Below are 21,081 nucleotides of genomic sequence, written 5' to 3'. Positions count from 1 at the left end.
ACGCCAATTCGTTTATTACAGTGGGAGAATCCACCTTGCAGCCACGCCAATACCTCATCACCGGCGCCACCGGTAAAACCGGTGTCTACACCGTTCGCCACCTGATCAATGAAGGCCATGCAGTGCGGGCTTTCGTGCACCAACTGGACGAGCGCAGTGCCGCCTTGCAAAGCGAGGGCGCCGAAATTTTCGTTGGCGACCTGCTTGAGCATGACGACATCCTGCGTGCCATGGAGGGCATGACAGGCGCGTACCTGTGCTACCCGGTTCGTCCCGGCTACATTCAGGCGACCGCCTACTTTGCCGATGCCGCACGCCGCGCAGGCGTCGAGGTGGTGGTGGAAATGTCGCAGATTTCCGCCCGAGAAGACTCGCTGAGCCACGCCGCCCGCGACCACTGGATCGCCGAGCGTGTACTCGACTGGTCGGGCGTGCCCACTGTGCACATTCGCCCGACGCTCTTTTCCGAATGGCTAATTTTCCCTTGGGTGCTGGATCAGATCGTCAAGGAAAACAAGATAACGCTGCCGTACGGTAGCGGGCGGCACGCACCGATTGCCGCCGAGGATCAGGCCCGTGTGATCGCCAGGCTCCTGACCCAGCCGTCCGGTCATATCGGCAAGACCTACCCGCTGTGCGGCCCCGTCGAACTGAGCCATCAGCAAATTGCCGAGGAAATCAGCGCCATCGTCGGCCGCACCATTACCTACAGCCCGTCGACGCTGGAGGAGTATCGCCAGCACCTGCAGACCTACGATCTGCCGGAATTTGTCATCCAGCACTTCCTTGCAGTCGCTGTCGATTACCAGAACGGAATCTTTTCAGGAGTGGATGGCGTGATTGGACAAGTCACCGGTCAAGCACCACAAACGGTGGCTGACTTCGTACAGGCCAATCGCCAATTGTTCGAACAGTGACCGTGGCGAGCGTATGCGTCGTGTTCTTTTGAACCGCGCGTACGCCCAACGCCCTCAACAGCACCGCGTATTGCATTTCCCCCGGCCAAAACGCGCTTCCTGGCGTTCACGGAAAAACATCTCATAACTCATGACAGGCTCGCCCGGACGGTTGCGGGCCATTTGTGCCACGTAGTTGTCGTACTCGGGAACGCCCACCATCAATCGGGCGCTCTGACTGAACAATCTGGCGACCTGCTGCAGTTTGCGGAACATGGTTGATCTCTCTGTGAGCGTGGGACCTGGCCCATGAAACCGCGCTGATGTATCGGCAATGTGTCCACATCAGGCGCCTTTGTATGTTCAAGTATCCAGGCTCGCGCCCGATGGAACGCCGGCAACCCGCTACACTTTCCTCGCTCCGCCGCTGCACCAAAGCGGCCAAGACCCCTGACTTCTGATCTGGAGGTATCTCATGAGCGACAGCAGCGAACTCACCACCTTTACCGGCTGGGCCGCCACGGCAGCGGGCGCGCCACTGGAACCCTTTAGCTACGATCCCGGCCCGTTGGGCAACGATGAGGTGGAAGTCGCCGTGGAATATTGCGGCGTCTGCCACTCCGACCAGTCGCTGATCGACAACGATTGGGGCATCAGCCACTACCCGTTCATTCCCGGCCACGAGGTGGTCGGTCGTATCGTGCGGGTCGGCGAGCAGGTGCGCGGTCTGGAACTGGGGCAACGGGTGGGCATCGGTTGGTACAAGGGCAGCTGCATGCATTGCACGTCGTGCATCGAAGGCTCGCATAACCTGTGTCGCACCGTGCAACCGACCATCATCGGCAGCAACGGCGGCTTTGCCGACCGCATTCGCGCGCACTGGGCCTGGGCTCTGCCGATCCCGGCGGGGCTCGATCCGGCGATGGCCGGGCCGTTGTTCTGTGCCGGTTCGACCGTGTTCAACCCGCTGGTGGAATTCGGCATCAAGCCCACCGACCGGGTCGGCGTGGTGGGCATCGGCGGTCTCGGTCACCTGGCGCTGCGCTTCCTCAACGCCTGGGGCTGCGAAGTCACCGCCTTCACCTCATCGCTGAGCAAGCAGGACGAAGCCAAGCGCCTGGGCGCGCACAAGGTGGTCGCCTCGACCGACACCGATGCGCTCAATGCCATTGCCGGTACCCTGGATTTTCTCCTGGTCACCGCCAACGCCAACCTCGACTGGACGGCCATGCTCGCCACCCTGCGCGGCAAGGGTCGCCTGCACTTTGTCGGTGTCGTGCCCGATGCCATACCGGTGCACGTGTTCAACCTGATTCCCCAGCAAAAAGTCTTGTCCGCCTCACCGGTCGGCTCACCGGCCAACACCGCGATGATGCTGGAGTTCTGCGCCCGCCATCAGATCCTGCCGCAGGTCGAGATGTTTCCCATGAGCCGGATCAACGAAGCCATCGATCATTTGCGCAGCGGCAAGGCACGCTACCGCGTGGTACTGGACGCCAGTCAGTGACAGGCGACGAACGAAGAGAAAGGGCCGCTTATTCAAGCAGCCCTTTTTTTGCCCTCAGGGATTAGCCACCTGCGCAGGCAACGCTGGCATATGCGGGTCATTCCAGGTGAACCGATAGGCTTTGCCAGCCTCTTGCGGCAGGCATTTGCCGTTATCGGCATCCGCGCCCACGATCGACCAGTTCGCCCGGGAATTTTCACCCAGTTCACGGGCCGCTTCGGGCTTGAAGCACTGGTTCAGTACGTCATCCGGCACCAAAGCGTAGGCCTTGGGGTGTTCGCGCAGATACTGCGCAGCCTTCTCGATGGAGGAGTAATCCATGCCGAAATGCACGATCGGTTGACGGGCAAACAACCAGTGCCCTTCCTCCCAGTTGACCAGCACCAGATCGGCGCCTTGGGTCATGGTCGCAGCCTGCGCCATGAGCACCTGATCAATGTTGGTGCCTTCCTTGAGCGGTTCGATGAAACCACGGGCGAACCACAACGCGAACCAGGTTGCCACCAGTGCCGGGAACACCCGACGCAAACGCGGGTGCCGTTTGAACCAGCGCTTGAGCAGCCACGGGATCAACGGCGCGGCGACCAGCACCAGCCCAGGCAGCGCCGGGTAGATGTACAACTTGCGCTTGCCAGTGCTGATGCAGAAAAACAGCACCACCAGCACCACCCAACCGAGCAATACCAACACCCGACCATCGCGTTTTTGCAACTGCCGGCGCCAGGCGGGCACCAGCCATGGCAGCACCAGCACCAATGGCAGCCAGTACTGCGGAATCACGTTGGTGAAGAAATACCAGAACGGTTCGCGGTGATGCCACGCAGCGGCATAGCGGCCTGCGGTCTGGTGCAGGAGGATCTCCCGCGCATAGGCAATTTCGTCGGCGCTGCCATTGACGATGATGGACAAGGCCAGGGGCAACAGCCAGATCGCGATGGCGCCAAGCATCAGCGCAAACCCGAGCAACCACTTGCGCGCATCGCCGGGCATCGCCACCACGCCGGGCCAGCCTTTGCGCACCGCATAGGCGTATGGAATCAGCAACAGCGCCGGCAGGAAACCCACGCCTTTGGTGATCACGCCAATGCCCATGGCCGCACAACCCGCGTAAAACCAGCGCCACGCAGGTCCCAGCAGCAGGTGTCGCGCCAGACCGTACAGGCCCAGGGAGCTGAACAGAATCAAAAGGCTGTCGATCTGCCCGGTGCGCAGGATGCTGTAGGTCTGGTACGTCGCCAGGTACAACAGCGCGGCGTTGCGCCCGGTACGCTGGGTCCACAGGCGACGGCCCAGGTCATAGACCATCGCCGTGACCGTCACCGCCGAAAACAGCCCCGGGATATAAAGGGCGATGTTGGGTTTGCCGGTCAGCCAGGTGAAGAACGCCACCGTCCACATGAAAATCGGCGGCTTGTCGCCATAGATTTCGGCGGCCCGGTGCGGGATCAGCCACGAGCCGTTTTGCAGCATCTCCAGTGCGACGCCGAGGAAACGCTCTTCGTCCACATTCTGTGCCTGGCGCAGCCCCATTCCCGCGCCGATCAGCAACAGGGCAAGCAGCATCAGGCCCAGGCATTCGACCCTGGGCGACAACGATCTACGCATGGTTTATTCCTTCACGCTTCTGCTTTTGGCAATCAATTGCAGGTTGCGGAAATAGACGATGGAGCCAAACGCCTGACCAGCGATGAACACCGGGTCCTGGCGGTAGATGGCGTAGGCGAGCAACAAGGTACTGCCGACGATGCTCAGGTACCAGAAGTTGGTCGGGATCACGCTGCGTTTCTTGTACTCGCTGTACAACCACTGCAGGACAAACCGTCCGGTAAAGGCCACCTGCCCCGCAAAGCCGACGATCAGCCACAGGGTTTCACGAGACAACATCATCCTTCGATCTCCTGGGCAATGGTGTTCAGCCGCGTGCGCTTGATCAGCCACCAGACACCGAACAAATCGAGAATGCCGACCAGTGCGCGGTCGATGTTGCCGTATTTCGACACCCCGGCCGTGCGCGGCCGGTGGTTGACCGGATGGACGATCATGCGGCCGTTATGGCGCTGGATCAGCGCTGGAATATAGCGATGCATGTGGTCGAAGTACGGCAGGCGCAAGAACGCCGCGCGCTCGATCAGCTTCAGGCCGCAACCGGTGTCCGGGGTGGCGTCCTTGAGCAGGCGGCGGCGCAGGTTGTTGGCGAAACGCGAGGCGTAACGTTTGCTCGCCGTGTCGCGGCGATTGACCCGGTGCCCGGCAACCAGTTGCACGTCAACCTTGCCCGGTTCGCCGCGCACCAGCGCCAGCATGCCGGGGATGTCCGCCGGGTCGTTCTGCCCGTCGCCATCGAGGGTCGCCAGCCACTGCCCGCGGGCCTCACGGGCGGCGTGGTACAGCGAGGTGCTCTGTCCCAGCGAACGTTCGTGATGCAGGATGCGCAGGGTGTTCAGGCCGTTCTGGCGGATCTGCCGCAATTCCTGCAGGGTCGCATCGGTGCTGCCATCGTCGACGACGATGATTTCGTACGATTCAGCGGCCAATGCGACGCGGATTTCCTCAAGCAATGGCTTGAGGTTGTTCGCTTCGTTTTTGGCGGGAATCAGTACGGATACAAAAATGTCTTGGCTCATGGGGTCTCTCTCGCCCTTTTGATTTTTTCGAGATCAGAGGCGAATGCTTCAAATCTGATAGAACTGCCGATACCACTTCACAAACTCGCCGACGCCGGTTTCGAGCGTCATCTGCGGGCTGAAGCCCACCCACTCGGCCAGTGCCGAGATATCGGCCCAGGTCTTGACCACATCACCGGCCTGCATCGGCATATAGTTGCGCCGGGCCTGCGTGCCCAGGGCGGATTCCAGGCAGTCGACGAAATCCAGCAACGCCACCGGCATGCCACGCCCGATGTTGAAGAGCCTGTTTACCCCGGCGGCGGAGCCTTCCGGCACCGGTGGCTTTGGACGTAGTCGGGCGATACCTTCGACAATGTCGTCGACGTAGGTAAAGTCGCGCGACATCTGCCCCTCGTTGTAAATGTCGATGGGCAGGTCTTTGAGGATGGCGTCGGTAAACTTGAACAGCGCCATGTCCGGGCGGCCCCACGGACCGTAGACGGTAAAAAAGCGCAGGCCACTGGCTTTCAATCCGTACAAGTGGCAATAACTTTCGGCCAGCAGTTCATTGGCGCGCTTGGTGGCAGCGTACAACGAAACGGGATGCTCGACAGGATCCTCGACACTGAACGGCATTTTGCTGTTGGTGCCGTACACCGAACTGCTCGAGGCGTAGATCAGATGCTCGGGGCGATGGTGCCGACAGGCTTCCAGCACATTGAGGAAACCCACCAGGTTCGATTGCGCATAGATATCCGGGTTGTCCAGCGAGTAACGCACCCCGGCTTGAGCAGCCAGATGCACCACTTCGGTAAAACGGTGTTCTTGAAACAGGCTCATCAGGGCCGGTTTGTCGACGATGTCCATCTTCCGGAAACGAAAACCCGGCAAAGTTTCCAGCACCTTGAGGCGTGCGTGCTTGAGCTCCACGTCGTAGTAGTCGTTGAGGTTGTCGATACCGACAACCTCCTGACCCTCGCCGCACAAGCGCTGGACCGTATGAAAACCGATGAAACCGGCCGCACCGGTGACCAGAACGGTCATTGGGCGCACGCCTGCGACTGCGCCGCGATCGGCGCGAGATTACTGATCCAGACCCTCGTCAGCTTCATATGTAGCTCCTGCTTATGGCGTCATTCGCGCACGGTTTCGTTGTGAAGCTTATAAAACAGAAACATTTCAGTTTCGATAACGCCGTGCGCAACCTCAGCAAAAAAAACAATATCTGGCCGAAACAGCCGCTATTATCTGGCCGAATCGTCATGTGGCTTGTAAAACCGGAACAAACCGATATCCACGGTCTTGATGTATTGCGTGGCCCAATCCGGTTTGACGGTACGATCATGGAAATACAGGGCACCCTGCGTGCGGTCCGGCAGTTCCTTGTTCAGGGCCTTGCGCGCGATTTCCTTGGCCATCGCGTAAGGCACCTCTTCCTGCACCGAATCGGATTTGCCATCACACCACCAGGAAAACTGGCAACTCTTGGTCTCTGAACCCTGTTTGACCACTTTGCACACCGTGTCCGGAAAGCCCTCATGCCCCAGACGATTCATGACCACGTTGGCCACTGCCTCCATGTCGGCGATGTCCTTGCCCCTGGCTTCCCAGTAAATGGAGCGGGCCAGGCACGTGATCGCGTCGTCCAGCGGCGCGACACCCGCCGGGTCGACGGCCTGGACTTCGGACGGGGTAATCGCTTCAGCCTTGGGCACCGGTGCGGGGTTGTTGTTCTCGGCGGCTTTCTGTTCCAGCACCTCGGCCTTGTTCTCGGCCGCTTGCTGCTTTTGCGCTTGATCCGCAGCGGACACCGGGCTGGCAAGCAACGTGAGAGCGAGGCAGGTGGCGATCCAGTCGAGGCGCATGGTCGGTGTCACTCGGTGAGCGATTCGATTCAGTCTAGTAGTGAAATGATTTCGCCCACCCCACTACACTCTGGATAAATCCGTTGTCCTGGATGGACCAACTTCGCGCATCATGGGCGCAATCTGCTCAAGGGGATATTCATGGGTTTCATCTCATCCGCAATGCGTTTGACCGGTTTGTCTCTGGGCCTGGTATTCGCCGCCCACGCCGTGGCGGCGGACGAAGCGCAATTGGTCGAATCGATCAACGTCTACCGCAGCCAACTGCAGCGCTGTGCAGGCCAGGTTTCATCGGAACTTCCGCCGTTGTCGGCCGACCCACGCCTGGTGCTGACCGCCTCGAGCATCGGTAATCTGCAGCAGGCGATGGCCACTGCCGGTTATCCCATGAAGAATGTGCAAGCCATCAGCCTGTCCGGGCCTCGCGATGCCGCCTCGGCGATGAAGGCGATTCAGGAGAGTTTTTGCCAGATCGTCCTCGACCCGCAATTCGTCGATGTCGGCGTCAGCCGCCAGGACAATCAGTGGCGCATCGTCGTGGCGCGGCCACTGCTGAGTTCACGCTTGGGCGACTGGCAGACCGAGGGCCAGAAGCTGCTCATCGAACTCAACGCCGCACGGGCCAAGCCGCGTCAATGCGGCACCCAGTCTTTCAATGCGACCGCGCCGCTGGCCTGGAACGCCACGCTGGCCACCGCCGCCGAAGGCAACTCGCGCTCCATGGCCAACAACAACTACTTCGATCACAAGGACCGCGATGGCCGCACCCCGGGCGACCGCGCAGAACTGGCCGGCTACAACTTCCAGCAGATCGGCGAAAACATCGCCGCCGGGCAGGACAGCGTACGCAAGGTGGTCGAAGGCTGGCTGACCAGCCCTGGCCACTGCGCCAACCTGATGAACCCGCAGTTCCGCGAACTGGGCGCGGCGTATGCGACCGACCCGAAGAGCGATGCGGGGATTTACTGGACGGCGATGTTTGGGGCTCAGTGAGTGCCATAGCCCCCGAAGCGATTGCATTGGGGGCTATTTGTGGTCGACGAACACGTCGAAGAGCGGAGTAACTTTACAAAAAGAAAGATCCTTCTGAAGGAAATTTCTGAAATATGAAAAACCACACATGAAGTCTTGAAATTTCAAAGCTCAATAAATATACCTACCCCTTACGACACCATTTCGAATAACAATTTCGACTTCAAAGCAAGGGTCCTATGAAAAACGCAATATCACCTACAAGAAATGAAAACTTTTCTGACTGGTATCAACAAGTGATTACCCAGTCGGAAATGGCTGAGAACTCTCCAGTTCGAGGTTGCATGGTTATCCGTCCTTGGGGGTATGGCATATGGGAGCAAATTCAACGAGAACTTGATAAGAAAATCAAAGACACAGGACATTCAAACGCATATTTTCCACTTTTGATTCCATTATCCTTTCTTCAAAAAGAAGCCGAGCATGTTGAAGGCTTTGCCAAAGAGTGCGCAGTTGTAACTCATCACCGCCTCGAAAAATCAACGGATGGAGCGCTTACTCCCGCTGGAACACTAGAAGAACCGTTGATCATCAGGCCCACCAGTGAAACGGTCATCGGTGCATCCTTTTCACGATGGGTACAAAGCTATCGGGATCTGCCTTTGCTTATCAATCAATGGGCGAACGTACTGCGCTGGGAAATGCGTCCCCGGATTTTCCTGCGCTCATCGGAGTTCCTATGGCAGGAAGGTCACACCGTTCACGCAACTCATGATGAGGCCTTGGTCGAAACGCTAAAGATGTTGGATATCTATGAGCGCTTTACTACCGAGCACCTGGCCATACCAGTAATCAAGGGCGAAAAGTGCTCTTGGGAACGTTTTCCGGGCGCCGTCAGCACCTACACCATTGAAGCGATGATGCAAGACGGCAAGGCCCTGCAAGCAGGTACTTCTCATTTTTTAGGCCAGAACTTCGCACAGAGTTCAGACATCCGCTTCGTGAACAAAGAAGGGATAAAAGAACTGGCATGGACCACGTCTTGGGGAGTATCCACGCGACTGATCGGCGCGATGATCATGGCCCATGGTGACGATGATGGACTAGTACTCCCGCCCCTCGTGGCACCGACGCAGGTCGTCATTATCCCGATCGTGCGCAACGAACAGAATGCAGATGCCATTCATGACTACTGCAAAAAACTGCAAAAGCAAATTTGTCGGAAAAAACTGAAAGGGCAAAACCTTCGGGCCAGTGTTGATTGGCGGGACATGAACAGTGGCGAAAAAAAGTGGTACCACATCAAGCGTGGCGTCCCTGTCCGGATCGAGATTGGCATAAAGGAACTGGAGCAAAATGTGGTGTCCTATTCCTGTCGAAACAACTGCAAAATCCTCCTGAAACTTGACACTGAAGATTTAGTTAATAACATCTCGAAAACACTGGCCACCCTTCAAAAAGACATGTTAGAGGCGGCACAGAAGAGATTGTCCGACAACACCACAACGGTCACTACTCTGGACGAATTCAAAAAGCACTTCAAACAGAACGCAAAACTTAGCGCCTTTGTTCTCGCCCCCTTCAGCGAAGACAACAAAGTTGAACAAGCCATCGGAGAGCTTGGAGTAACCGTTCGCTGTATTCCGCTAAAACAACCTGGAATCTCCGCAACCTGTTTATTCACCGGCCGAAAAACGAACACGTGGGCACTTTACGCAAAGTCATATTGATCCCTGATCACCTACAGCCCCGCTATTGCGGGGCTGTATTGTTTCCAGAGAAGCCAACTTTCCGCCTGTTTTGTAAAAAATCACACCGCCTTTCCAACAAAAAAAAAAACCGAAGCCCTGTCATGGGCTCCGGGTTCCATTTTTCGCAATAAACCTCAGTGGCTACTCATCCCGGCCGCATGCATCAACATCCGCAATGCCCCCGCCACCACTCCCAGCGCAACCACGCTGCCCAGCCAGATCACCACCAGCCATCCCAGGCGCTTGTACCAGCGCGCAGGTGCCGTTTGATTCGTTTCAATGGTAGCCATCGCCAATCCTCACTTTGCCGCGGAACACGTAGTAGCTCCAGACCGTGTACATCAGGATGATCGGCAGGATGAACAGCGCGCCGATCAGGATGAACAACTGGCTGGTCGGCGGTGACGCCGCTGCCCACAGGCTGATCGAAGGCGGCACGATGTTCGGCCAGATGCTGAACGCCAGGCCGATGTAGCCCAGGAACACCAGCATCAGGGTGAAGGCGAACGGCCAATGGGTGTGGCGTTGGCGCAGGGTCTTGAGCAAACCGAACATCGCCAGCAAGGCCAGCACCGCGAGGCCACCGAACACCACCAGGTGCGCATGGGCAAACCAGCGGGTGGCGATTTCCGGATGCAGGATTGGCGTCCACACACAGATCACCCCGATCACCGCCAACAGCAGCCAGGCCAGGGGCCGGCTGAACAGGCGCATCCGCGATTCCAGCATGCCTTCGGTCTTGACCAGCAGCCAGGTGCTGCCAAGCAAAGCATAAGCGACGATCAGACCGACTCCGCAGAACAGCGGAAACGGTGCCAGCCAGTCCAGCGAGCCACCGGCGAACTGGCGGTCGACCACCGGGATGCCGGCGATGTAAGCACCGATCACCACGCCCTGGGAGAAGGTCGCCAGCAGCGAGCCGCCGATGAACGCCATGTCCCAGACATGCCGCTTTTCAGGGCTGGCCTTGAAGCGAAACTCGAACGCTACGCCGCGAAAGATCAAGCCGCACAACATCAGGATCAGCGGCAGATACAACGCTTCCAGAATCACCGAATAGGCCAGCGGGAATGCGCCATACAGCGCCGCGCCGCCCAGCACCAGCCAGGTCTCGTTGCCGTCCCAGACCGGTGCCACGGTGTTCATCATCACATCGCGCTCCTTCGCATCCGGGATCAGCGGAAACAGAATGCCCAACCCCAGGTCGAAGCCGTCCATGATCACGTACATCATCACGCCGAAGGCGATGATCACGCCCCAGATCAGCGATAAATCGATACCTTGAATACCCATGACTCAACTCCCTTCCTTCAATTGACGCGGGCGTCGGTTTCGAAGATTTCAGCGTCGGCGGACAGCGGCCGGCGCGGTGTGATGACCTGATCGGAATGCCCGTCGACGGGATGCCCGCGATGCGGCTGCGGCCCTTTGCCAACCAGTTTCATCATGTAGCCGATGCCCACCGTGAACACCGAGAAATAGATCACCACGAACAGCGCCAGCGAGATGCTCAACTGCGCGACACTGTGGTTCGACGCGGCATCGGCGGTGCGCAGCAGGCCGTACACCACCCACGGCTGGCGCCCGACTTCGGTGGTGATCCACCCGGCCAGCATGGCGATCAGACCACTTGGCCCCATCCACAACATCAGGCGCAGGAACCAGCGATTGCGGTAGATGGCACCGCTGCGACGCAGGACCAGCCCAAGCACGCCGGCCAGCACCATCAACATGCCCAGCCCGGCCATGACGCGGAAACTCCAGAAGACCACCGTCGCATTGGGCCGGTCCTCTTTCGGGAAGCTTTTGAGCGCCGGGATCTGCTTGTCGAGGCTGTGGGTCAGGATCAGGCTGCCGAGGTACGGAATCTCGATGGCATATTTGGTCTTCTCGGCCTGCATGTCGGGGATGCCGAACAGCACCAGCGGCGTCGCTTCATTGCCGTTGTTTTCCCAGTGCCCTTCGATGGCCGCGATCTTCGCCGGTTGATGTTCCAAGGTGTTCAAGCCGTGGGCGTCACCGACCACCGCTTGGATCGGCGCGACGATCAATGCCATCCACAACGCCATCGACAGCATCTTGCGCACTTGCTTGGTGTCGTTGCCGCGCAGCAGATGCCACGCTGCCGACGAGCCGACAAAGAACGCAGTGGCCACGAACGCGGCAATTGCCATGTGCGCCAGGCGGTACGGGAACGACGGGTTGAACACGATGGCCAGCCAGTCCAGCGGCATCACCCGACCGTCGACGATCTCGAAGCCCTGGGGCGTTTGCATCCAGCTGTTGGACGCAAGAATCCAGAAGGTCGAAATCAGCGTGCCGATGGCGACCATGACCGTCGAGAAGAAGTGCAAGCCGCGCCCTACCCGGTTCCAGCCGAACAGCATGACCCCGAGGAAACCGGCCTCGAGGAAGAACGCCGTGAGCACTTCATAGGTCAGCAAGGGCCCGGTGATGCTGCCGGCGAAATCGGAGAAGCGGCTCCAGTTGGTGCCGAACTCGTAGGCCATGACCAGCCCCGAGACCACGCCCATGCCGAAGTTGACGGCGAAGATCTTCGACCAGAAATGGTAGAGATCGCGGTAGGTGTCGTTGTGGGTCTTCAGCCAAAGCCCTTCGAGCACCGCCAGGAAACTGGCCAGCCCGATGGTGATGGCGGGAAAGATGATGTGGAACGAAACCGTGAACGCGAATTGCATGCGCGCCAGGTCCAGTGCCTCCAGGTTAAACATGTCGATATCCTCATCGCGGCTGAAAAACGGCGGCACACGGCCGGGCCACCGTCAGGCCGGGGGGCCTGCAGCCAACACAAGTCGAAAGGGTTACGCGAGCGGCATCGGGCCGCCCCCGGTGTCAGGCGGCGGAAGTCGAAATCAGGTTGCTGGCCTTCGCCTGTTCCAGCCGGATGGCGATGAACTTGGAAGTCGGGGTGAAGGTGCGGTCACCGTAACTTTCCAGCGGCACCAGCGGGTTGGTCTCGGGGTAGTACGCCGCCGCCTGACCGGCAGGAATGTCGTAGGCGATCAGGGTGAAACCGCTGACCCGACGCTCGCGTTCGTCGTCCCACAGCGCCACCAGGTCGACCTTCTGCCCAGGTTCAAAGCCCAGCCGGCGAATGTCCTGCTCGTTGGCGAACACTACGTCGCGCATGCCGTACACCCCGCGATAGCGGTCATCCAGGCCGTACAGCGTGGTGTTGTACTGATCGTGGGAGCGCATGGTCTGCAGGATCAGGTGCGGCTTGACCGCCAGGTTGCGCACGCCCTCGCTGATCAGGTGCTCCGGCAACACGCTCGGGGTGAACTGAGCCTTGCCGCTGGCGGTTTTCCAGATGCGCTTGGCCGCATCATTGGGCATGTGGAAACCGCCCGGATGCAGCAAGCGCCGGTTGAAATCCTCGAAGCCGGGAATGGTGTCGGCAATCATGTTGCGGATGCGGCCGTAGTCGCCGATGGCCCAGTTCCAGTCGATCGGGTGCTTGCCCAGGGTCGCGGCGGCGATGCCGGCAATGATCGCAGGCTCGGAGCGCAGGTGTTTTGACTTCGGCTTCAGTTGCCCGTGGGAGATATGGATCATGCTGAAGGTGTCTTCCACGGTCACGCCTTGCGGCCCTTCGGCCTGAATGTCGATGTCGGTGCGACCCAGGCACGGCAGGATCAGCGCTTCGCGGCCGGTGACCAGATGGCTGCGGTTAAGCTTGGTGGCGATGTGCACGGTGAGGTCGCATTTGCGCAACGCGGCGTGGGTGCGCGGTGTGTCGGGGGTGGCCTGGGCGAAGTTGCCGCCCAGAGCGATAAACACTTTCGAACGCCCCTGCTCCATCGCGCCGATCGCCATCACGGTGTTGTGGCCATGCTCGCGCGGCGGCTTGAAGGAGAAGCGTTTTTCCAGGGCATCGAGCAAGTCCGCAGGCGCCAGTTCGTTGATGCCCATGGTGCGGTCGCCCTGCACGTTACTGTGACCACGCACCGGCGACAGCCCCGCGCCGGGGCGGCCGACGTTGCCACGCAGCAGCATCAGGTTGATGACTTCCTGCAGCGTCGGCACCGAATGCGTGTGCTGGGTCAGGCCCATCGCCCAGCACATGATCACCCGCTTGGACCGGGCGTACATGCGGGCGGCGAGTTCGATGTCAGCCAAAGTCATGCCCGACTGCTGCTCGATGTGCTCCCAACTGGTGGCGTCGACTTCGCCCAGGTAGGTACCCATTCCCGAGGTGTGTTCGGCGATGAACGCATGGTCGAACACCGGCTCGCCGCCGCTGACCTGAGCTTCGCGCTCCCACTGCAACAGGAACTTGACCATGCCGCGCATGACCGCCATGTCACCGCCCAGTGCCGGGCGGAAGTACGCGGTGTTGGTGGGCTCGGAGCCGTTCAGCAGCATTTCGATCGGGTGCTGTGGATGCTGGAAGCGTTCCAGTCCGCGCTCCTTGAGCGGGTTGATGCAGATCACCTGCGCACCGCGCTTGACCGCTTCACGCAACGGTTCGAGCATGCGCGGGTGGTTGGTGCCGGGGTTCTGGCCGATGACGAAGATCGCATCGGCATGCTCCAGGTCGTCAAACACCACGGTGCCTTTGCCCACGCCGAGGCTTTCGATCATGCTCACCGCGCTGGCTTCGTGGCACATGTTCGAGCAGTCCGGGAAGTTGTTGGTGCCGTAGGCCCGGACGAACAGCTGATAGAGAAAGGCGGCCTCGTTGCTGGCCCGGCCCGAGGTGTAGAACTCGGCCTGATCCGGCGATTCCAGCGCATTGAGGTGCCGGGCGATCGTCGCGAACGCTTCGTCCCAGGTGGTTTCCACGTAGCGGTCGGTGACCGCGTCATAGCGCATCGGGTGGGTCAGGCGGCCCTGATACTCCAGCCAGTAATCGCTCTGTTCGGCCAGCGCCGAGACGCTGTATTTGTTGAAGAAGGCCGGGTCGACCAAACGCCCCGTGGCTTCCCAATTAACCGCCTTGGCGCCGTTCTCGCAGAACTTGACCATGCCGTTTTCCGGCGACTCGCCCCAGGCGCAACCGGGGCAGTCGAACCCGCCATTCTGGTTGGTCTTGAGCATGGCGCGAATGTTCTTCAGCGCGTTTTCACTGCCCAGCCAGTTTTTGGTAACAGCGATCAGCGCACCCCAACCAGCGGCGGCACCTTTATAGGGTTTGTAGCGGTCGACTTGAGACATGGTACTTCTCCGTGACAATGCACACAGGCTTCGACCTGATTCAGGTCTTTGTTCGATGACGGAGAAAGAATATGAATGGCGTTTAATTATTGTCTAATCGCTATTTATGACCACATTATCGAAACGCTCTATCACGGTTTTATTACCTTGTTTTTCAATGACTTGAAATCACTTAAAGCTCTTTTAATCACGAAATAAAGTTCATCATAGATCCGCTCGATCACCCGGTCATCAATAGTGATTGGACGCCCGTTGAAGTTGCTCTTAGCCTGCGCTCAACAAGTCCGTCAGTGACGGAAATCCCATACAAAAAAGCGCCAAGCGAGGGTGTCATGTCAGAACGAGTCTTGATCGATGGCTACTCCCGGCGCGTGGACTATCTGCGGATGTCGGTCACCGACCGCTGCGATTTCCGTTGCGTCTATTGCATGGCCGAGGACATGCAGTTTCTGCCGCGCCAACGGGTGCTGACTCTGGAAGAGATTTACCAGATTGCCGAAAGCTTCGTGGCGCTGGGCACCCGCAAGATCCGCCTGACCGGGGGCGAGCCGTTGATCCGTCCGGGCGTGGTGCAACTGTGCGAGAAGATCGCCGCCCTGCCCGGCCTGCGTGAACTGTGCATGACCACCAACGGTTCGCAGCTGGCCAGACTGGCCGAGCCGTTGTTCGAAGCCGGGGTCAAGCGCCTCAACATCAGCCTCGACTGCCTGGACCCGCAACGTTTTCGCGAACTGACCCGCACCGGTGACCTGGCGCAGGTGATCAAGGGCATCGACGCCGCCAACCAGGCCGGATTTCGCAACACCAAGCTCAATTGCGTGGTGATGAAAGGCCGCAATGACCATGAGATCAATGATCTGGTGAGCTTCGCCATCGACCGTAACCTCGACATTTCCTTCATCGAGGAAATGCCGTTGGGCACCATCGATGAACACAGCCGCGCCGAATCGTTTTTCGCAAGCGCCCAGGTCCGCGAACGCATCGCCGAACGCTACACTTTGATTGATTCCGCCGAGTCAACCCAGGGTCCGTCGCGCTACTGGCGCCTGGCCGAGGCGCCGCAGATTCGCCTGGGGTTCATCTCGCCCCACAGCCACAACTTTTGCGGCACCTGCAATCGGGTGCGGCTGACCGTGGAAGGACGCCTGCTGTTGTGCCTGGGCAATGAACACTCGGTGGATCTCAAGGCTGTCCTGCGCAGCCACCCCGGACAGCCCGAGCGCCTGGAAAAGGCCATTATCGAGGCAATGAAACTCAAGCCATATCGACACAACTTCGAAGTGAACGACGATGTTCAGGTTGTTCGCTTCATGAACATGACGGGCGGCTGAAACCCATGATTGTGAGACCCAAACCCAACCTGATCGGCGTGTTGACGTCCCTCAAGGGTTCGATTGCCAAACGCATCGCCTGGCGCAGCCTGATGGTGACGCTGCTCGCCTCGGCCATCGTGCTCATCGAAACCCTGCACCCCAGTTACTTTTCCAAGGTCAGTGCCACGCCCTTCACGCTGCTGGGTTTGTCGTTGTCGATCTTCATGAGCTTTCGCAACAACGCCTGCTACGACCGCTGGTATGAAGCGCGCAAGGCCTGGGGCGATGTGATTGTGGAAGTCCGCTCGATGATTCGTGAAACCCTGGTAATCAAGGACACGGCTGAACGCCACACGATCCTCAGCAACCTTTGCGGCTTCGCCCATGCCCTCAACGCGCGCCTGCGCCAGGAAAACGAAATGGCTGCCAGTGGCGACTGGCTGCACCCGATGCCCAAGGGCAACTCCACGGACATCAGCGGGCAGATACTGATGCAGGTCGGTCAACAGTGCTCGACACTCAACGAGTCCGGGGCGATCAACGACTGGCGCTACACGCTCATGGCCAACCATCTGGCCAGCCTGACCCATGCCCAGGCTGTCTGTGAACGGATCAAGAACACCCCGCTACCCTTCCCCTACACCCTGCTGCTGCACCGCACCATCTACCTGTTCTGCATCCTCTTGCCGTTTGCCATGGCCGAACCCCTGGGCTGGCTGACACCGATTTTCACCGCGATTGTCAGCTACACCTTTTTCGGCCTGGATGCGATTGCCGACGAGCTGGAAGACCCGTTCGGCCGAGATGAAAACGACCTGCCCACCGACGCCATCGTGCGCAACATCGAGCGCGATGTGCTGGCGGCCCTGGGCGTGACGGAATTGCCGCCACAACTGGAGCCGGTGGATTTTGTGTTGAACTGATATTCAGGACAAACGCAAAACCTGTGGGAGCGGGCTTGCTCGCGAAGGCGGTGGGTCAGTCGACATTTCTGTTGGATGTGCCGGCCCCTTCGCGGGCAAGCCCGCTCCCACAGTATGTTTGCGGTATTCAGAACAGCTCGCTGAAGGGTATGAACCGCGCCATGTCGCCCTCTTCCAGTGTGCAGCCTTCCGGCACTTCCACCAGCCCATCGGCCCAGGATGCGCCCAGCAATACGCCTGAGCTCTGGTTCGGATAGAGCACCAGGCGACCGGCTTCGAGTTTCGCCCGCTGGTACTCGCGGCGGCTCCCGGGTTTGGGCCAGGCAAAGCCGACACTCACCAGGAAGCTCAAAGGCTCGACGTCTTCGACGCCCTGAATCCGCAACAGATAAACCCGGGCCAACAGGCCGAAAGTGACCAGCGCCGATGTCGGATTACCCGGCAGGCCAATCACCGGCACGCGGCCGAAGTGGCCCACGGTCAATGGCTTACCCGGTTTGATCGAGAGTTTCCATAGCAACGGCTTGCCGCACTCGCGCAGCACCTGGCCGAGGCAGTCGGCGTCACCGGCGGACACGCCGCCCGTGCTGAGCATCAGGTCCGCCGTGTGTTGTAGCTGTTCGAGCTTGAGCCGCGTCTGGCGTGGCTCGTCGGGGAGAATGCCGGCATCGATGACCTCGCAACCCAACGCACTCAACCAATGGCTCAACAACGTGCGGTTGCTGTTGTAGATGCTGCCGGGCTTGAGTGGCGTGCCCGGCTCGACCAGTTCATCGCCGGTGGACAACAACGCCACCCGTGGTCGCCGCACGACCTGCACATGGGTGCAACCCTGCGCCGCCGCGACCGCCAGTTCGAACGGGCCGAGGCGCTTGCCGGCGCGCAGCAGCACATCGCCGGCGCGGTTCTCCTGGCCTTGCGGGCGAATGTTGCTGCCGGCGCTCAAGGGCTGCTTGAAGCGGATACGCCCGTCATCCAGTACCTCGGTGTTCTCCTGCATCTCCACGCAGTTGGCACCCGACGGAACCGGGGCGCCGGTGAAGATGCGCGCGCAGGTTCCCGGTGCCAGGGCTTCGGGGGCGTGACCGGCAAACACCTGCTGCGACACGCTCAGCGGTTCGCCGCCCCAACCGTCGAAATTCAGGGCATAGCCGTCCATGGCACTGTTCGGCCACGGCGGCAGATCAAGGGTCGCCATCAGGTCACTGGCCAACACCCGTTGCCTGGCGCCACTCAGCGGTACCGCTTCACTGTCTTCAATCCACTGCGCCTCGGCCATTGTCAGCAGCCGGTCGACGGCTTGCTCCACCGAGATCAGCGGTGAAGTGCTCATCCCCGTGTCCCGCAGGCTTGCACAGGCTTGAGGTGTGGTACGAAATTGCACGGCCGGTGGCGCGCGTCGAGTTGTTCAGCAAGGATGCCTTCCCACGCGGTGCGGCAAGCGCCCGTGGAACCTGGCAGGCAGCAGACCAGCGTGCCATTGGCCAACCCCGCCAGCGCCCTGCTCTGCACCGTGGAGGTGCCGATGTCGAGTATCGAAATCGCCCGGAACAGCTCACCAAAACCATCGATCTGTTTATCCAGCAAACAGGCCACTGCCTCCGGTGTGCTGTCGCGACCGGTGAACCCGGTACCGCCCGTGATCAGCACCACCTGGATGCCGTCGTCGGCAATCCAGTTCGCCACCTGCGCGCGGATCTTGTACAGGTCGTCCTTGAGCAGGTTGCGCTCGCTGAGGGTGTGGCCGGCTTCCAGCAAACGGCTGACGAGTAATTGGCCGGAGGTGTCATTGGCATATTCACGGGTATCGCTAACGGTCAGCACGGCAATATTCAGGGGTATAAACAATGCATCCGGTTTGACGCTCATGGGGTTCTCCGGCAGATATTAATTAAATAACCAAATTAAATAGCTAACGGAGACTAATTCGATCAATCAAGCCGTGTCTAATCACTCTAACCAACCAGACTATCGAGCCAATCTATCAATATAAAAAGACCAGAAACCACCTCAATGATAGAGCCCGTCGATAACCCCTTAGATAGCAGTGATTGGACGCACACCAAAGACAATGAGATCGTCCGCACCTCACGATTCCTGCCTCGCCTTGTGTCTTGCGCACCTGAGTCAATACTTACCCCTTCACTCCCCCGCCAGCAGGTGCCGTCATGGACATCAAACAACTCAAGTTCCTGATCGCCCTGGAGCAGACCCGCCACTTCGGCCAGGCGGCCGCGCGCTGCCACATCACCCAGCCCACGCTGTCGATGCGCCTGCGCAACCTGGAGGATGAACTGGACCTGGTGCTGGTCACCCGGGGCCAGCGCTTCGAGGGTTTTACCGAGGCCGGCGAACGCGTACTGGCGTGGGCCCGGACCCTGCTGGCCGCCCACGACGGGCTCTTCGCCGAGGCCGCCGCGTGCCGGGGCCAGCTCGTCGGCAACTTGCGCCTGGGGCTGGTGCCGCTGAGCAGCTTCAACCCGGTCACCTACATCCAGGGCCTGTCCCGCAGCTTTCCCGAGCTCAAGTACAGCCTGTCGTCCTTGAGTTCCGACCAGATCATCGAGGGCCTTGGCAACAACCAACTGGACCTGGGCGTGTGCTACCTCGATCACGTCAACCCGAGCTATTTCGAGTGTTTCGAGATCGGCGAGACCCGCGTCGGCCTGCTGTACGACAACCGCCACTTCCATTTCGACGGCACGCAAATGAGCTGGGAGGACGCCGCCGAACTGCCGTTGGGGATGCTCAGCAACGGCATGCACTACCGCAAGTCCATCGACCTGAGCTTTCGCAGCCGCGGACTGGACCCGCAGCCGATCCTCGAAAGCGACTCGACTTACCAGTTGCTGCAGGCAATTCACGAAGGTTTCTGCTGCGCGATCATGCCGCTGGACAGTGGCCTGGAGGAGCCCATCGAACACCTGTCGTTCATCGAATTGCCGGATGCCAGCGTGCTCGCGCCCCTGGGCCTGGTGATGCGCAAGACCGAACCGCGCTCGGCGATTGCCGAGAAGTGTTTCGCCGAAGCGCGAACGTTATTCAGCCGGACCCACTGATCAAGTTGCGGTTTTATATAAACCTGAACCGGACATGTTTGCCCAGTTTGATAGACATCACCAATCGGCGCATCGGAACAAGCGATTGGACGCGTTGAAAAGTTACCCGTAGCCTGAACTTAATTCAGCGCTTCGAGGTTCTTTTCATGTTGTGCAAAGTTGAACAAACCGATATTCGAAGCGACACCAACGCCCCCGCGCCCAAACCGCTGAGTGTGAACTTTCGCGAGTACGACAATGCCGCGTCAGTTTGTCAGGCGGCGCTGGCATCAGAGATTGCCCTGGCAATCACCTACAACGGTTTGAGTCAGGCCGTGATGATGGTGTCGCCGGGCAACCTCGAGGATTTCATCCGTGGTTTCAGCGTCAGCAACGACATCGTTGCGCACCAGAGCGAAATCTACGACCTGCGACTCACCCACTTCGACCAGGCCGTTCAAGCAGACGTGCAGATCTCCAGCCGCGCATTCTGGGCGCTAAAGAACCATCGCCGGCAAATCGCGGGCACCAGTGGCTGCGGACTGTGCGGTGTGGAAGCCTTGGAGCAGGCCCTGCCGAAACTGGAGATTCTCGATCCGGTTGCGCTGCCGCCCGCCGAGCATTTCATCGACATCCGCAAACGCATCGAACAGGCACAGCAAATGGCCCGCAGCAGCGGCGCACTGCACGCGGCGCTGTACTTCGACAGCGAAGGCAACGCGCTGATCTGCCGCGAAGACATCGGCCGCCACAACGCCCTGGACAAGTTGATCGGGGCCCTGCAACACGCCGGCATCGACAGCCGTTGCGGCTTCACCGTGGTCACCAGTCGTTGCAGCCTGGAACTGATTCACAAAGCCGTCAGGGCCAGGCTCGGCACGCTGGTCAGCCTGTCGGCGCCCACCGCCCTGACCGTGCAATGGGCAATCAAACATCGCCTCAACCTGATTCACGTCCCCCACCGCAACGCACCACGCATTTACAGCCCGGCATGATGCCTTCACCTGATCACCGCGCTGGCAAGCGCAGGAA

20 protein-coding genes are annotated in these 21,081 nt (G+C 59.7%); 8 read left to right on the top strand and 12 right to left on the bottom strand.

Going from position 1 to position 21,081, the window contains the following annotated elements; all coding sequences use genetic code 11:
- Positions 1–35: 35 nt before the first annotated feature.
- A complete protein-coding gene (locus tag KGA85_RS09130; RefSeq protein WP_223543068.1) occupies positions 36–917 on the top strand; it encodes an NmrA family NAD(P)-binding protein in 882 nt (293 codons plus the stop codon).
- 54 nt (positions 918–971) lie between these two features.
- Here the strand turns inward: KGA85_RS09130 and KGA85_RS09125 are convergent, their stop codons facing one another.
- On the bottom strand, positions 972–1,172 hold the full coding sequence (locus tag KGA85_RS09125) for a YbdD/YjiX family protein (RefSeq protein ID WP_150814436.1): 201 nt from the start codon (positions 1,170–1,172) through the stop codon (positions 972–974).
- Between the two features lie 199 nt (positions 1,173–1,371).
- On the opposite strand from KGA85_RS09125, the gene ahr reads away from it, so the two are divergent.
- Positions 1,372–2,403: an NADPH-dependent aldehyde reductase Ahr gene (ahr, locus tag KGA85_RS09120; protein ID WP_223456787.1), complete on the top strand. Its 1,032-nt coding sequence runs from the start codon at positions 1,372–1,374 to the stop codon at positions 2,401–2,403.
- Between the two features lie 54 nt (positions 2,404–2,457).
- Here ahr and KGA85_RS09115 read toward each other — a convergent pair whose 3' ends face one another.
- From KGA85_RS09115 to KGA85_RS09095, 5 genes are all read right to left on the bottom strand, one after another.
- Positions 2,458–4,008 carry an ArnT family glycosyltransferase gene (locus tag KGA85_RS09115; RefSeq protein WP_223543067.1) on the bottom strand — a complete coding sequence of 517 codons (1,551 nt, stop codon included), beginning with the start codon at positions 4,006–4,008 and terminating at the stop codon, positions 2,458–2,460.
- Positions 4,009–4,011: 3 nt separating this feature from the next.
- Positions 4,012–4,290 (bottom strand): lipid-A-disaccharide synthase N-terminal domain-containing protein, encoded by a 279-nt coding sequence (locus tag KGA85_RS09110; protein WP_223456783.1) that lies wholly within the window; start codon positions 4,288–4,290, stop codon positions 4,012–4,014.
- A complete protein-coding gene (locus tag KGA85_RS09105; protein ID WP_223456781.1) occupies positions 4,287–5,027 on the bottom strand; it encodes a glycosyltransferase family 2 protein in 741 nt (246 codons plus the stop codon). The genes KGA85_RS09110 and KGA85_RS09105 overlap by 4 nt, the downstream gene beginning before the upstream one ends.
- Positions 5,028–5,075: 48 nt before the next feature.
- On the bottom strand, positions 5,076–6,053 hold the full coding sequence (locus tag KGA85_RS09100) for an NAD-dependent epimerase (protein WP_223456773.1): 978 nt from the start codon (positions 6,051–6,053) through the stop codon (positions 5,076–5,078).
- Positions 6,054–6,253: 200 nt separating this feature from the next.
- Positions 6,254–6,874 carry a cell wall hydrolase gene (locus KGA85_RS09095; RefSeq protein WP_223456771.1) on the bottom strand — a complete coding sequence of 207 codons (621 nt, stop codon included), beginning with the start codon at positions 6,872–6,874 and terminating at the stop codon, positions 6,254–6,256.
- Between the two features lie 141 nt (positions 6,875–7,015).
- Here KGA85_RS09095 and KGA85_RS09090 point away from each other — a divergent pair, with 141 nt between their 5' ends.
- Positions 7,016–7,867 carry a CAP domain-containing protein gene (locus tag KGA85_RS09090; protein ID WP_223456769.1) on the top strand — a complete coding sequence of 284 codons (852 nt, stop codon included), beginning with the start codon at positions 7,016–7,018 and terminating at the stop codon, positions 7,865–7,867.
- Between the two features lie 218 nt (positions 7,868–8,085).
- Positions 8,086–9,576 (top strand): proline--tRNA ligase, encoded by a 1,491-nt coding sequence (gene proS, locus KGA85_RS09085; protein WP_223533274.1) that lies wholly within the window; start codon positions 8,086–8,088, stop codon positions 9,574–9,576.
- A gap of 155 nt (positions 9,577–9,731) precedes the next feature.
- Here the strand turns inward: proS and KGA85_RS09080 are convergent, their stop codons facing one another.
- The 4 genes from KGA85_RS09080 to KGA85_RS09065 form a co-directional block, all read right to left on the bottom strand.
- On the bottom strand, positions 9,732–9,887 hold the full coding sequence (locus KGA85_RS09080) for a DUF2474 domain-containing protein (RefSeq protein ID WP_151214959.1): 156 nt from the start codon (positions 9,885–9,887) through the stop codon (positions 9,732–9,734).
- Complete coding sequence (gene cydB / locus KGA85_RS09075) at positions 9,874–10,890, bottom strand: cytochrome d ubiquinol oxidase subunit II (protein ID WP_223543066.1); 1,017 nt, start codon at positions 10,888–10,890, stop codon at positions 9,874–9,876. The genes KGA85_RS09080 and cydB overlap by 14 nt, the downstream gene beginning before the upstream one ends.
- A 17-nt stretch (positions 10,891–10,907) precedes the next feature.
- The gene (locus KGA85_RS09070) at positions 10,908–12,329 is read right to left on the bottom strand and encodes a cytochrome ubiquinol oxidase subunit I (protein ID WP_223543065.1); all 1,422 of its coding nucleotides are present in this window, start codon (positions 12,327–12,329) and stop codon (positions 10,908–10,910) included.
- A 121-nt stretch (positions 12,330–12,450) separates the two neighbouring features.
- Positions 12,451–14,775 carry an FdhF/YdeP family oxidoreductase gene (locus KGA85_RS09065; protein ID WP_223456764.1) on the bottom strand — a complete coding sequence of 775 codons (2,325 nt, stop codon included), beginning with the start codon at positions 14,773–14,775 and terminating at the stop codon, positions 12,451–12,453.
- Between the two features lie 332 nt (positions 14,776–15,107).
- On the opposite strand from KGA85_RS09065, the gene moaA reads away from it, so the two are divergent.
- A complete protein-coding gene (gene moaA, locus KGA85_RS09060) occupies positions 15,108–16,106 on the top strand; it encodes a GTP 3',8-cyclase MoaA (protein ID WP_223456754.1) in 999 nt (332 codons plus the stop codon).
- A 5-nt stretch (positions 16,107–16,111) separates the two neighbouring features.
- Positions 16,112–17,011, top strand: a complete 900-nt coding sequence (locus tag KGA85_RS09055; protein WP_046037405.1) for a bestrophin family protein — start codon at positions 16,112–16,114, stop codon at positions 17,009–17,011.
- A 127-nt stretch (positions 17,012–17,138) separates the two neighbouring features.
- Here KGA85_RS09055 and glp read toward each other — a convergent pair whose 3' ends face one another.
- On the bottom strand, positions 17,139–18,344 hold the full coding sequence (gene glp / locus KGA85_RS09050; protein ID WP_223456752.1) for a gephyrin-like molybdotransferase Glp: 1,206 nt from the start codon (positions 18,342–18,344) through the stop codon (positions 17,139–17,141).
- Positions 18,341–18,880, bottom strand: coding sequence for a molybdenum cofactor biosynthesis protein B (gene moaB / locus KGA85_RS09045; RefSeq protein WP_007976036.1), 540 nt, complete (start codon positions 18,878–18,880; stop codon positions 18,341–18,343). Before moaB ends, glp begins: the two co-directional genes overlap by 4 nt.
- 299 nt (positions 18,881–19,179) lie before the next feature.
- Here moaB and KGA85_RS09040 point away from each other — a divergent pair, with 299 nt between their 5' ends.
- Positions 19,180–20,070, top strand: a complete 891-nt coding sequence (locus KGA85_RS09040; RefSeq protein ID WP_223456750.1) for a LysR family transcriptional regulator — start codon at positions 19,180–19,182, stop codon at positions 20,068–20,070.
- A gap of 146 nt (positions 20,071–20,216) precedes the next feature.
- On the top strand, positions 20,217–21,044 hold the full coding sequence (gene fdhD, locus KGA85_RS09035) for a formate dehydrogenase accessory sulfurtransferase FdhD (RefSeq protein ID WP_223456740.1): 828 nt from the start codon (positions 20,217–20,219) through the stop codon (positions 21,042–21,044).
- The last annotated feature ends 37 nt before the right edge of the window (positions 21,045–21,081 follow it).

The organism is Pseudomonas sp. GL-B-12 (assembly GCF_019955895.1).
GTDB lineage: Bacteria > Pseudomonadota > Gammaproteobacteria > Pseudomonadales > Pseudomonadaceae > Aquipseudomonas.
The sequence above is the reverse complement of the archived record's forward strand: the minus strand, read 5'-3'. Positions and strand labels throughout refer to the sequence as shown.